This window comes from Sporosarcina highlanderae (genome assembly GCF_030433715.1).
Lineage (GTDB): Bacteria > Bacillota > Bacilli > Bacillales_A > Planococcaceae > Sporosarcina > Sporosarcina highlanderae.
Window position 1 is genome coordinate 208,460 of record NZ_JAROCC010000004.1, and the last position, 13,407, is coordinate 221,866.

17 protein-coding genes are annotated in these 13,407 nt (G+C 39.8%); 2 read left to right on the forward strand and 15 right to left on the reverse strand.

Features of this window, described 5'->3' with window-relative positions; translation table 11 throughout:
• Positions 1-183: 183 nt before the first annotated feature.
• Complete coding sequence (locus tag P5G49_RS07025; protein ID WP_301242778.1) at positions 184-1,272, reverse strand: M42 family metallopeptidase; 1,089 nt, start codon at positions 1,270-1,272, stop codon at positions 184-186.
• A gap of 81 nt (positions 1,273-1,353) precedes the next feature.
• Positions 1,354-2,337: a diaminopimelate dehydrogenase gene (locus tag P5G49_RS07030; RefSeq protein WP_301242779.1), complete on the reverse strand. Its 984-nt coding sequence runs from the start codon at positions 2,335-2,337 to the stop codon at positions 1,354-1,356.
• A 157-nt stretch (positions 2,338-2,494) separates the two neighbouring features.
• Between P5G49_RS07030 and P5G49_RS07035 the strand changes: the two genes are divergently transcribed.
• Positions 2,495-3,658 (forward strand): MFS transporter, encoded by a 1,164-nt coding sequence (locus P5G49_RS07035; protein ID WP_301242780.1) that lies wholly within the window; start codon positions 2,495-2,497, stop codon positions 3,656-3,658.
• A gap of 51 nt (positions 3,659-3,709) precedes the next feature.
• Here P5G49_RS07035 and recQ read toward each other — a convergent pair whose 3' ends face one another.
• From recQ to P5G49_RS07090, 11 genes are all read right to left on the reverse strand, one after another.
• Positions 3,710-5,488 carry a DNA helicase RecQ gene (recQ, locus tag P5G49_RS07040; protein WP_301242781.1) on the reverse strand — a complete coding sequence of 593 codons (1,779 nt, stop codon included), beginning with the start codon at positions 5,486-5,488 and terminating at the stop codon, positions 3,710-3,712.
• Positions 5,489-5,778: 290 nt separating this feature from the next.
• A complete protein-coding gene (locus P5G49_RS07045; protein WP_301242782.1) occupies positions 5,779-6,153 on the reverse strand; it encodes a hypothetical protein in 375 nt (124 codons plus the stop codon).
• Positions 6,154-6,274: 121 nt separating this feature from the next.
• The gene (locus P5G49_RS07050; RefSeq protein ID WP_301242783.1) at positions 6,275-6,754 is read right to left on the reverse strand and encodes a hypothetical protein; all 480 of its coding nucleotides are present in this window, start codon (positions 6,752-6,754) and stop codon (positions 6,275-6,277) included.
• Between the two features lie 167 nt (positions 6,755-6,921).
• On the reverse strand, positions 6,922-7,545 hold the full coding sequence (locus P5G49_RS07055) for a kinase (RefSeq protein ID WP_301242784.1): 624 nt from the start codon (positions 7,543-7,545) through the stop codon (positions 6,922-6,924).
• Between the two features lie 290 nt (positions 7,546-7,835).
• Positions 7,836-8,027 carry a DUF6366 family protein gene (locus P5G49_RS07060; RefSeq protein ID WP_301242785.1) on the reverse strand — a complete coding sequence of 64 codons (192 nt, stop codon included), beginning with the start codon at positions 8,025-8,027 and terminating at the stop codon, positions 7,836-7,838.
• Between the two features lie 97 nt (positions 8,028-8,124).
• Complete coding sequence (locus tag P5G49_RS07065; RefSeq protein ID WP_301242786.1) at positions 8,125-8,658, reverse strand: hypothetical protein; 534 nt, start codon at positions 8,656-8,658, stop codon at positions 8,125-8,127.
• 380 nt (positions 8,659-9,038) lie between these two features.
• Entirely contained in the window at positions 9,039-9,536 is a 498-nt protein-coding gene (locus P5G49_RS07070; protein WP_301242851.1) for a helicase, read from the reverse strand.
• A gap of 53 nt (positions 9,537-9,589) precedes the next feature.
• Positions 9,590-9,796: an NUDIX hydrolase gene (locus P5G49_RS07075; RefSeq protein WP_301242787.1), complete on the reverse strand. Its 207-nt coding sequence runs from the start codon at positions 9,794-9,796 to the stop codon at positions 9,590-9,592.
• A 29-nt stretch (positions 9,797-9,825) separates the two neighbouring features.
• Entirely contained in the window at positions 9,826-10,113 is a 288-nt protein-coding gene (locus P5G49_RS07080; RefSeq protein ID WP_301242788.1) for a hypothetical protein, read from the reverse strand.
• 51 nt (positions 10,114-10,164) lie between these two features.
• Positions 10,165-10,464, reverse strand: a complete 300-nt coding sequence (locus tag P5G49_RS07085; RefSeq protein ID WP_301242852.1) for a hypothetical protein — start codon at positions 10,462-10,464, stop codon at positions 10,165-10,167.
• A 388-nt stretch (positions 10,465-10,852) separates the two neighbouring features.
• Entirely contained in the window at positions 10,853-11,200 is a 348-nt protein-coding gene (locus tag P5G49_RS07090; protein ID WP_301242789.1) for a YciI family protein, read from the reverse strand.
• Positions 11,201-11,344: 144 nt separating this feature from the next.
• Here P5G49_RS07090 and P5G49_RS07095 point away from each other — a divergent pair, with 144 nt between their 5' ends.
• Positions 11,345-11,764, forward strand: a complete 420-nt coding sequence (locus tag P5G49_RS07095; protein WP_301242790.1) for a hypothetical protein — start codon at positions 11,345-11,347, stop codon at positions 11,762-11,764.
• Positions 11,765-11,828: 64 nt separating this feature from the next.
• On the opposite strand, the gene P5G49_RS07100 is transcribed toward P5G49_RS07095, so the two are convergent.
• Together P5G49_RS07100 and P5G49_RS07105 are read right to left on the reverse strand one after the other, a co-directional pair.
• The gene (locus P5G49_RS07100) at positions 11,829-13,034 is read right to left on the reverse strand and encodes a DUF2812 domain-containing protein (RefSeq protein ID WP_301242791.1); all 1,206 of its coding nucleotides are present in this window, start codon (positions 13,032-13,034) and stop codon (positions 11,829-11,831) included.
• Entirely contained in the window at positions 13,027-13,350 is a 324-nt protein-coding gene (locus P5G49_RS07105) for a PadR family transcriptional regulator (protein ID WP_301242792.1), read from the reverse strand. Before P5G49_RS07105 ends, P5G49_RS07100 begins: the two co-directional genes overlap by 8 nt.
• Positions 13,351-13,407: the final 57 nt, after the last annotated feature.

A 13,407-nucleotide genomic window follows, 5' to 3' on the forward strand; every position in this document is an offset into this window, starting at 1 on the left:
CTTCACCAAATCGATCATCCCCATTCCTCATATATTTGATGTTAGAAATAGTATATTCATGCATAAATATAAAGTCAAATGAATTATTATAAGCAATTTAGCTCATTTATGAATTTATTATTCCCCGTTGGAATATAAAAAACCGCACCTTTGGCATCAAAGGTACGGTCTTTAACTAATCGATTATTCAAATGTAATACGGTGTACTGTATCCTTATCAAGCTTTTTAATGACTTCAACAATCAGTTTCACTGCGTTTTCGTAATCGTCTCGATGCAACATAGCTGCATGCGAGTGAATATAACGAGTTGCGATACAGATTGCAAGGGATGGAACTCCATTTCCGCTCACGTGAATCGAGCCAGCGTCTGTTCCACCGCCAGGGATTACGTCGAATTGATAAGGGATGCCGTGCTCTTCAGCCGTGTCAACGACGAGATCACGTAGTCCTTTATGGGAAACCATTGATGCATCAAAAAGAAGAATTTGAGGACCATCGCCCATTTTACTTGATGCTTCCTTGGCAGTCACTCCTGGTGTATCACCAGCTATGCCAACGTCAACTGCAAACGCAATGTCCGGCTTCACTTTTGCAGCAGCTGTTTTCGCGCCGCGCAAGCCGATTTCCTCTTGAACTGCACCAACACCGAATACGACATTTGGGTGATTCTCGTTTTTCAACGCTTTCATGACGTCAATTGCAATTGCACATCCGATTCGGTTATCCCATGCTTTCGCAAGTAAATATTTGTCATTGTTCATAACTGTGAATTCAAAGTAAGGAACGACCATGTCACCAGGCATTACTCCCCATTCCATAGCTTCCTCTCTCGAAGTGGCACCGATATCGATGAACATGTCCTTGATATCAACCGGTTTTTTCCTTGCTTCCGGAGAAAGGATATGAGGCGGCTTAGAACCGATTACACCAGTCACTGTATCCCCTTTACGCGTTACGATTGTTACGCGCTGCGCAAGCATGACTTGAGACCACCATCCACCAACGGTTTGGAAGGAAAGGAATCCTTTGTCGTCAATCTTGGAAATCATAAAACCGACTTCATCCAAATGGCCTGTTACCATCACTTTAGGGCCTTCAGCAACACCTGTTTTTTTAGCAATTAAAGAACCAAGTCCATCGTAATCGATTTCATCCGCAAATGGCTCGATATATTTCTTCATGACTTCGCGAGGTTCGCGTTCATTCCCAGGAATTCCTTTTGCGTCTGTTAAGTCTTTTAGCATCAATAATGTTTCATCAAGTTTCCCCATTCATTTCGCCCTCCTAAATAAAAAACCACATTTTCAGTATAAATGAAATAATAGATATTTGAAAGAAGTTTAAAAAGAAGTTTAAAGTAACTCTTTCCGAAGTTCATGCGCACTTTTCGGCGAGAGTAGCCCTGGTGCAACATCATATACTGTTTTAGCTCCGAATTCTCCATTTTTGTTCATTTTATAAGCCGCACGTGCATACGCGACAAGGACACTCGAAGTGAATTCAGGATTACTATCCAACGTAAGTGAGAATTCCATTACTTGATTATTCGACTCACCTGTCTTTCCGCTACGGATGACAAAACCGCCATGCGGCATCGCGTCGTGTTCTTCTTTTAATTGCGCCTCGCTTATGAAATTCACTGTTGTATCATAATCCGCGAAATAATCGGGCATCGTCACAATCGCCTGTTCAACTTGAGCAGCATCCGCCCCATCTTCAAGAACGACAAAGCATTCCCTTGTATGTTTTTCACGAGTTGTGAGTTCCGGTAGAGACCCACTTCTCACCTTTTCCACTGCTGCTTCAACAGGAATCGTGTACTGTACAGCCCCTTTAACGCCTTCAATCCTTCTGACTGCATCTGAATGACCTTGGCTCAGGCCTTTGCCCCAGAATGTGTAGGTTGCACCTAACGGAAGAATTGATTCGCCATAAAGACGATTGATGGAAAATAAACCTGGATCCCAACCAACAGAAATGATTGCCGTTTTCCCGCTTGGCTTGGCTGAAGCGTCGACTGCTTCAAAATACTCAGGAATTTTCGCATGCGTGTCGAAGCTATCAACGGTATTGAATAATTTAGAAAGCGCTGGACCTTGTTCTGGCAAATCATTTTTAGAACCACCGCATAGAATTAAAACATCGATGTCATTTACATAGTTTTCAATGTCATCCAATGGGAGAACTGGAGCTCCACTATTCACTTTCAATTCGGCAGGATTTCTTCTTGTAAATACAGCTGTGAGCTTCATATCACTGTTTTGGGAAATCGCCGATTCTACTCCCTTTCCCAAATTGCCGTATCCAACGATTCCGACCCTTGTTTTCGAATCCATTATTAACAACATCCCTTTCGCAAAAGTATTCTTACATTTTAACGTTCCTATCGTTTTTTTGCTAATTTTTCTTATGTCAAAATCTATCCTTTTAACTATTTGAAGTTAAATGGTACAGTTATAGGGTAGATATATTTAAATGAAATGAGGATATCACATGCGTGTGTTTGTTTATTTAATCGTCTTCTTCTCATTTTTCGATTTGTTTTCACAGCTCCCGATTATGAGTCCATTCGCATTTTCTTTAGGCGCTTCATCATTCATGACCGGCTTAGCAGTGGGCATTTATTCATTTTCTAACACAATCGGAAATGTCATTTCAGGTTTTCTGACTGATAAAAGAGGACCATTCGTCATTCTTTTAATCGGACTTTTTGCGTCAGGGGTATCGCTACTCCTTTATACTCTTGCCATCGGACCGACATCGCTTTTGGCTATCCGATTTGTACACGGATTTATGGAAGGATTGATTGTTCCAGCCGCTTTTACATTCCTTGCTAATCGTGCAGAAGTGTCTAAAAGAGGCAGAAGTGTTGCTATCTCAGGTGCATTCGTTGGATTGGCGGCGATTGTTGGACCTGCTTATAGTGGAATAGTTGCCACGAAAACAAGTGCGCCTTTCATCATGTCAGTGAATGGTGTTATTATGTTCATCCTTGCCATTGCAGCTTTTTTCGTATTACGTTCATTCACATATAAGAAAAAACAACAGTCAAAATCGACAAAGCATTTCAGGGTGCGGTATTTATTCAAACATCCAGGAATGGTAAGGGCATTTACAGGAGCCTTCTTTCTAATGTTTTCGCAAGGGGTATTGGCATTGGTCCTTCCTCTGAAAGTCGAAGCCCTTGGGTTTGACACTAAAACGACCGGCATGCTACTAAGCACTTTTGGTTTCGTTGCGATACTGATTTTCCTATTGCCAATTAACCGTATTTTCGACAAAGTTCGCCCAATGATCACATTGGCTTTCGGAATTTCGATGATGGGGCTGAGTATGCTATTCCTTAGTCAGGTTACGGAACTTTCACTTCACTTTGTAGCAATGATGCTATACGGAATCGGTTTTTCTTTCCTTTTCCCATCCATCAATTCTTTGCTCATTGACTCTTCAACTCCTGAGTTCCGCGGAAAAGCTTATGGTTATTTTTATGCCTTCTTTTCAATCGGTGTGGTTGCAGGCTCAAGTTTAATCGGTTACTTGGATTTAACATTCCAAGGTGGATTTATGCTTACCGGGATTATCCTATTGGCCGTTGCGCTATATACAATTTTAGGCATGAAACGAAGCCTTCAGTTAACAGAGGAAGCTAAAGCTTAACAATTAATAAAAACAGGTGCAGGAATTTCTTCCTACACCTGTTTTCTTTTGTTAAACCATTTGTGCTGAATATGATTTGATCTCTTCTATGAAAACTTTCCCGTATCTTTCTAATTTAGCGGCCCCTACCCCATTGACCTCTAGGAACGCTTCTTCCGTGACGGGCATTTTTGCAGCCATATCACGTAACGACTTATCGGAAAAGACAACAAAAGGAGGTACACCGGCTTCCTGAGCAAGCTTCATTCGGAGTGCACGCAGCTGGTTAAATAACGGATCGTCCGTTGTAATCTGTTTTGTTTCAACAGATCCTTTTCGATACACCTTCACCTTGCCAGTCAATACATCCTTACCTTGCTCGGTGACATAGATAATCGGAAACTGACCGTTCTCCACACCTAAGTAATTTTCGGAGATGATGAATTCGATAAAATCGGAAACATCCTTCGCATTCCGTTCTTTCATCAACCCATAAGTTGTCAATTTGTCAAACCCGAATTCCAACACTTTCTTATTGCGGGATCCCGTTAAAACTTGTGCAATCATCGTCTTTCCGAAGCGTTGTCCCATTCGAATGACACATGATAATACTTTCTGAACATCCACAGTTACTTCGAAGCTTTCCCGTGTATCCGTGCAGTTTGCGCAGCGGCCACAATCTTCAATTTCACTTTCACCAAAGTAAGAGATGATGAATTTTTGTAGACATGATTCTGTATGGCAATAATCGATCATCGACTGTAACTTTTCAAGTTCAGCAGGAATTCTTTGGTTATCCTGCGATTGGTCAATCAGAAAGCGCTGGGTAATGACGTCCTGGGAAGAAAATAAAAGTGTGCATTCACTGTCTAACCCATCCCTTCCAGCACGCCCCGCCTCCTGGTAGTAACTTTCCATGTTCTTCGGCATTTGGTAATGAATTACATATCTTATATTGCTTTTGTCAATTCCCATTCCAAATGCATTTGTCGCTACCATGACAGTTGCTTCGTCCATCAAGAATCGGTCCTGTTCCGATTGCCTGAAACTGTCCGATAGACCTGCGTGATACTTGGCCACATTTACCCCACTCCGTTCAAGCGTCGAACAGACCTGGTCAACGGCTTTACGTGTGGCGGCATAAATAATACCCGCTTCCCCTTCATTTTTCTTCACATAGTCCTTAACAAACTTCTCGCGATCCTGTCCTTTAATCACAGAAAAGGTTAGATTGCTCCGTTCAAATCCGGTCATTACCGTATGTTCGCTTGCGATATGCAGCTGTTCACAAATATCTTCACGTACAGTAGGAGTCGCAGTGGCAGTGAGTGCCAACACAACAGGTCTTTTTTCAAATGAATTAATAACCCGATTCATCATCCGATAACTCGGCCTGAAGTCATGACCCCATTGGGAAATACAGTGTGCTTCATCAATAGCGATCATAGGAATATCCATGTGGTTAATTTGCTGTACAAAGGATTGGGATTCGAAACGTTCAGGGGCGACATATAGTAAACGGTATCCACCATCCGCGGCAATCTCCATCGTGCCAAAATATTCTTCCGTTGATAATGTGCTATTGATATATGCAGCTGGAATTCCGATTTGATGAAGCGCATCGACCTGATCCTTCATCAATGAAATTAAAGGGGATACGACTAAAACGGTTCCCTCCATGACTAAAGCGGGAACTTGGTAGCATACGGATTTTCCACCACCGGTCGGCATGACACAAAGTGTATCTTTTCCTTCCAAAACATTATTAATTGCATTTTCCTGGCCTGTTCGAAAGGAAGTATATCCAAAATAAGAAGATAAGACGGACAATGCTTTATCGATTGGGATCACCTCTTTCCATTAATCAAAGAAAAAAGCACCTTTGTTGGCGCTTTACATTTTTTACTCAAGCAACAGTCGTTCCTCATCGCGGCTATGTATTTCATTGACAACTAATAATGCATAGAATTTGTGATGAATCAGACATGTTCATCACCCTTTAAAACTAGTTGCTTTTCCTATAGAATAACAGACATTTGCCAAAGTCACCAAGGGAAGTGTTTTTTTGAGGTACCTGCGCATGAAACATTCACGTTTATTCCTACAATTTGAACAATTGTTCACCGTACAGGTATCCTTCACTATTCACTTTGTACTGTAGATAGGGATATAAGAACTGGGCCAGCGAAATCGGTCGCCTCTTCCCCTTTCGGATTATGCAGGCGGAATAAAAAAGCATCCCCCGATTCCGTTTTCCACACAATATAATCATCAATGCCTCCCTCACCCGATGTTTGAAAGTAGAGAACCGCGAAACCAAGGGGGTGTTCGACCAACTCGCCGCTATAATTGAACACATCACCGATTTGACTTAACTCCTCCTTACCTGCTTCTTCAAGTTGAGCTAAATCATAATCGGATGGTAATGGTTCAATGTCAACGTAATATCCTGGATTTTCACTTAATGATAGGCGACCACTAATTGCATCAAATGTAAATTTCTCAAAGACATACAAAGAAAATCCTTCCCCTTGATGCAGTCTTGAGCGCGAATCGGGATTCTTGGGCGCATATGCTGCTTTCTTGAGCGCGGAAACTGCTTCTACAAGCGATACACACACTATTACTTCAGACGAGTCATTCGTATTTCGTTAGAAGAATAACGTTATCCCCTTTTACAACTTCAAAAATCAAATCATCTTCGACACTAAGTACAGAAGCAGGGGCGGAGGAGACTCTACTTTCGTTGCTGTTAAAGAAAATTCCATAACCATTATTTGCTGGATAGCCATATACATAACAAACCACTTTGCTATCTTTCATAAAAACTAATTGATTCATGCCACCGTTAACCGTTTCACTGATTGAATCCCACTTATAGCCAACGGTTTGAAAGATTATTTCTTTAGGTGTGTATGGTTCAAAAGAATACACTAAATCCCACTCAAATGGTGTGATATCGGATAAATTCACTAACTCGACGGAATTACCAATATTCACTACCTCTTGTTTCAATCGCTCTTCATTAACATCCCATATGTCTTTTTTTAATACTTTCATTACAAAAATAGATAACATAATCGCGACTACTACTATAATAATTTTTCTTCTTGTCATTTGGTTATCCCCTCCCATTTTCAAAGCGGTGGAATTTTACATTAATTAAAACGAATTCCATTTGAGAAGGTTACAAAAGTGATTTGACTAAATGGCTCTTATTAAAAAGAAAGACACTTTTCTTCAGAAGCGAAGCCCTTTGCCGATGAATGATTCATACCCGGTGCTTATTCAATGCTTATTACTAAATCTGCAATTCTGTCAGGTCTTATTGTGTCAAGGTAGTGCTTTTCCGCAGGCCAATATCTTTCCGTATATTTTTTCATTCTGTCATGATAATCACCAATGTAGGAATCACGACCTAATACCCTCTCTTTCCTTAACTCAAAGGGGCAATTTAAGAAAATGACATAATCAAAAATACTCTTCCATTCCTTCCTTTGCAGAAATATACCCTCAATAAGAACGATGCTATTCGTAAATAATTCAACCTGTCTATAGGAAATTGAATCTGTAGATTTATCATAGAACGGTAATTGTAAATTCTCACTGTTACGCAAGGGGACTAAGAAACTGTTTAATAAACCACTGATATCCCACTGTAAATAATAATACTCGTACCATTCCTCAAATCCAGTATGATAGCGCTTACTTGTTTCAACAATGTGCTCATCAAGATGATATATCCTGACCTCGCAGTTACAGTCTTTTAATTCTTGCTCAACCTCTTTGACGAAGGTAGTTTTTCCAGCCCCCCCTAATCCGTCTATACCGACAATCAAAGGCCGATTTTTATTGGAACGATAAAGGAATTGGTTGTATAAAGTTTCTGCCGTTTCTATAACAAACATCTAATCCTTTACTCCCTTTTCATAATAAGTCGTTGAATTCAAAATAAAGTTTCATTAATGATAAAACAGGCTACCTTTCGACAAGAGCTTGAAACAAAACGATCACCATGTGGAGCAAGCAATCAAGGAAAAACGGGGGAATGGTATCAGCTATGCCAACAGCCAAACTACGCAGTTACAGAGCGGAACTGTGGGAAATATGTATCTTGTTACGGGACAACAAAACAACACCCCCTCCGCAACCCACAATTAGTTAGGCTGACAACACTACTCCTTGGAGAAAGCACCCGTTAACGGAAAAATATAGAATATAGCACAAAGCCAATTATTAAAAAAAGAATCATTATCCCAGTACCCTTCCAACTTAGACCACCAACAAGATCAGATAGATTACTTCCACGAATACTACTGGAAGGATGCCTTAATTCTTTTTGCCTCAGCCTCTCTCTTCTATCTTCAGAAGTTTCTTTATCACTATCCATTTCCGTCCCTCCCAAATGCACTAAACAGCCAATACCACCAACGCGTCATTGATAGCATCCATTTCTATCGCCAAGCATTTTCCGCATAAGCGCTCATTCAATACCAACCATTCTTTTCTGTTCCATCCTTATAATAGACTTTTACTTCGGGATCATAATTAATTGGAAGCTCCGAAAAGCAATACCATATACGCCCCTTACTTGTTTCAATGATTGTAGCTTCGGTGAAATCTTTGTCTTTATATTTTATCTCAAGCGACTCAATCAATGGATCATTAATTACCCCGAATGTCAGGGATATTAGTTCTATATCCGAAGATTGATTGGTAGACTCTATGTTACTAAACATGCGTGTCAACATCCTATCCTCTTCATTGAATTGCTTACTTCCTGCCCCAAAAACCCAATGAAAGCCGAGAAGGGTCTTTTCTATTAATGCTACCGATAAAATATCACCATCGCCATAAAAAATAATCTGGTGATCTTTAAAGTCAATCGTGTGGAAAACCTCATCAACTTGAACATTCGATTCTCTGATAGCTTCATCAAAATTTTTATAGTTCACCTTATAATAAATGAAAATAATAAAAATCAGTAATAACGAAATCAAAACAGCTAATTTCGCTTTCATATCCCATCTCCTTATTATTAAAAAATTGCCTTATTATTAAAAAATTGCCTTATTATAGAAATGACACTTGCTAAATAACTGCAATTCCAATATAGACTATCAACTTGGATATCTAAAATTGTCCGTTATAATCTCCTTGTACGATTGTTCTACTTGATTCGAACGTAAAGCATGGGTTTGTATGCTATGAAAATGGCCCGATTTTAGATTAAGATTTCGAATTAATGAACATTGAAAAGCTGAGTAACTTTTTCATTATTCTGCCTCCTTGATGCATTAGACTATGTATTCGCAGTTAAGTTACAAGAAGTTTTAGCAAACGCTTTCAAAAATGTTCCGTATGTTTTCATACCTCCCCCTACTCAAATGCTTACGTGGCCTTATTGCTTAACAAATATAAAATGATCATCAGGTTCCCAAATGTGCGTGTCATCGCAAACATATCCTCTAAGCCAAAGTACGCCATCTATTCTTCTAAGGTAAAAGCCTTTTGGTAAATCATGATTCTCGGTTAGTATTTGAGAAGCTACTGTAATAGACCCATAAGGAGCCTTGTGTTGTTGATGCCCGTTCAAATTAGCTTCAGGCTGATCCAGATAAGCAAGCCTCAAATAAGGACCAAGCTCCAAAGGACATAATTTCAAACCAAGCTGATTTGCCTTTTCAAAGATTTGAGTGATGGTTCCCCCCTCTAAAAAACCAAGATCTTGTACGGCTATTTCTACTGTTTCTACTATGTATTTTCTATCTGAAGTAGTAAATCTGTCGTCATCTAACAGTGTTTCACCAAGCTCATTCATCAAGATAGATTCCTTTTTTAATTTATGAATAAGCTGTGATTTGGTGAAACCGCCCACCTCAACCGTCCTTCTGATCATACGACAGTTAGGGTATATCTCCCGTATTTTGACATCCACACATAGCCCCCCTTTTATGCGATTGTTTCGGATAGCGACTTCCAATCGGCCTCGGCAATACTTCCATCAGGATCATTAATCCCGCAACATTCCTCTGGACTTTCGCCAACTTCAATACCACCAGAAGGCACTGCCCATTTCTCTGTCCCCACACTTCTAACCATTAACATTTCCTTTTGTTCATTGATACAAATACCTGCTGATCCTGACCAACTTTTCATTCTTTATACTCCCCTTACCATTACAGCCATTATTTCTTACCTTTTCGCTCTAAAAGCATAGGTGCTATATTTAGTACAATGGAAGCAATTGTCAAAAACCATAATGCCCTTTCCATACCAGGTATAACATCCATTAAAGCTGCCCAATCTTCCGCTTCAACCCACACCGATATGAGACTGTATTCTGCACAAAGTGTTAATGCTGTAAAAGATAATCCAATCGCCATAGCAAGTTTATAATCCTTTCCTGCTTTAAACATATAAAGATTTATAAGTGTTGCTACTATTGCTATAATCCCAAATATCATAAATAACATTATTAACCTCCATATATTTTTATTTTTATCGCGTAATAATACAAATGTGCATTATGGTGCAAACGGGATCTTACCAGTAAACAATAGAATAATAATGATAATCCAAAATAAAAAGAAAGATGAAGAAAGAATCAATGAAATAATCGGTATGGTATTTTTCTCCGTTTTTTTCACCAGGCCCACAATTGACAAGATAACACCCGCAGCTGTGAGGAAGATTGATATATAATCGCCAGTTAAATATCCTACATTTGCAATTCTCGTAGGTTCCACGAAAACAATAAAGAAACAAACAACACCTATAAGTAGAGAAATGTAGCTAACCATACTGTGTTTCTTAGGCATATTCATTTCCACTGTCAAAAAAATACCCCTCTCAATAATTTTCCAACTATTAGTAATACGTTTCATTTCAAAAAATGTTGCATGCATTATTCTAAGAACTCTATCAAATGCATAAATAAGCACAGTGTTGCCAAAGAAATGTGCCTATGGGCTAAATCAAGCAAGAAGGGTCATGTTACTTTTTCAATGAACTTTACGAAACAGAGGCGCAATCCACTTTAAGGATTGCGCCTTTAGGCTTTCATTCTACATTCCCATATTTCGGTATTTTTTTAACAAGGAATCTTCACGTCAGAAATTCTGCTGCGGGAATGAGTAATAAAAGGACAAATAGATAGAAGATGACGTCTGGTATGAAACTGCCGTAAATCCACCGACCCCATACATCTACCTATCACTCAAAAATTTGCCGCAGCTCAATTTGCCCTTCGCCATTCCCTTGTGGATCTGGCATCCGCATAGCCCACTTGATTGCTTCTTCCCTTGATTCCACGTCAATTAAAATGAACCCGGCAACTAAATCATCCGAAAACGGGCCTTCCGTGACTACAGGCGTTCCCCCTTCCTTCGGATATGAAAAGCGAATTCCATTCGAACTCGGATGAAGTCCTTTCGCCATAATTCGCACGCCTGCATTCACTAATTCCTCATTGTACTTTGTCATGGCTTCCCGGAGCTTAAGGCTCGGAAGATTTCCTGCCTCCGAATTTTTTGAGGCTTTGACAATAATCATAAAGAGCATGAATACATCCTCCTTCTTGTGTTAAAATCGCATAAGCAATTTCTCGGTTTGGTACACGTAAATTAGTTGAGTTCTATCCAGTTGATTCATAAAAGGATAACCCCCGTCATTTAGGGAATTATATCTCAAAAGGTGGTGTTCTTAATGAATAAAACTATGCTTTCCGCAATATTTTTTGCATTTCTTCTATTCAGTTTCAGTGGGATTACAAAAGCAAATGCAGATACTGAAATAATTCCCCAAGATCAATCTCCAAGTTTACTGGAAAAGGCGTTTCTGAGAAGTCTTGGTTGGACAATCCTTGATATTATGGAAAGTCACGGTGATAATCAGTTATTCGAAAACGAAAGAATCGAAAAAATATCTGCAGATAATGGCAAATACGATGTCACATTACGGGTTATCGGTTTCGAAGGGGCACATGGTCCGCCCTATAAGTTAATACGCATGACGATTCGCTTCCCTGGTAGCGGTGGTAATACCAATTATAGCGTTATTTCTTATTCCCATCGGATAATCTCGGACAAGGAATTTGAGGAGTTAACGAAATATGCTGCGCCTTGAAGTAAATAATCCATAGGCGCAGATTCTTATTCAAGAATCGCGTCTTTTTATTAATCACCAAATACTATTCAATACCAGCAATTAGCTTCATTTTCTTTTCGATTTCGTCCACGATCGTATTCGTTTCCGCATCTCCATAATAACGGACGAAAATGACTCCTTTTCCTTTAGAAGCAAAAATTTTCTTCGTATCCGCTCCTTCATAGACAACTAAGCGGTCAAGATCTGGATGGTTCACTTCCACGTAATCCTCTTTATTTTCATCATACTGATGCCACTTCACCAAGTCAGCAATGAGACTGTCTGCCATCGCTGGCAGCGTTAACTGATAGACTTTTGTATGAACGCTTGGTGAATATTGTCCGCTGCCATCGCTCCATTCTTTTCCTAAAACAACTCCACCTTCATCTGTATCATATTGAACTGGAGCAAATGGACTCCACTTAACGGAATATCGATTGCCCCAGTCGACTCCATCATTCATGTATTCCGGCTCTTCACGAATTAAATGTGGATTTCGTTCAATGTCCGCCAACCTGACAATGGGCAAGTCAACATTCTCTCTGGGCAATGTTATAGTCTTATTTTTAACGAGTTGAACGACGGGAATCGCCGCACTTAATCCGATAAAAATTGTAAAAACCACAACGAAAGCAGATCGTAGGCGATCGCGCTTTGTCCAAGTTGCATGACGGTTAACCGGCTTTTCTTCCATTAAATTCTTCCGTAATGCACGAATGGACAAAGTCGCCCGCAGCGAAGTGTAAGCTGTATATCCGATGAAAGCTGCTAAAATGGTTTGTTGAATTGCCCAGCCTTCTATAAGAACATAAATCGGTGTTCCTTCCAGAAACCAAATCGCACTCAGCATTCCAATCATAAGGATTGTTGCCACAACCGTAAAAATGGCATTGCCCATTAATTTTTGGTCCAGTTTTTCTATCGTAAATGATTGTTCTGCAGAATCTGTATGCAGTTCAGGTGCGTTTACCTCTACCGGTGAAGAAAAAACGTAAAAAAGTTTATCCCGCGTTACATACTGCCATCCACTTTCGGCATACATGTCCAACTGATCCTTTGAAATTTTCCGGTCGATTGAAATGTCGATTCGATACTTCATTTGTTTCGGTTCACCTTTTTCGAATGTAGCGAACATCTTTCCTAACTTTTTTAAATGAAGACCTTTTGCAGCCATTTCTTCAAACCAGTTTTCATGCTCTCCGATCCGCCAATAATCATTCGGTCGAACTTTGTAAACCAACTTACCCATTTTCAATCTCACCTTCTTCTACCATTTTACCGTCAACGATTTGAGCCTTCAGACGATTGTATTCCGTCCGTAACGCAACTTTTCCCTCTCGTGTAATCTCATATGTTTTTCTTCGTCCATCCGCTTCTGCCAAAGAAATAAGACCGTCTTTTTGCATGCGAGAAAGCACTCCATACAGTGTTCCTGGTCCCATTTTTATTCTTCCGTTAGAAACGTCACTAATTGAATGCATTAGTTGATAACCATGGTTAGGATTCAATAATGCAAGAAGTACATAGTACATCGCTTCCGTCATTGGTCCACCCGTATACGTCACATCTTGCCCTCCTCTCAGAAGTTAGTATGTATCACGATATATCGCATGACATAATAG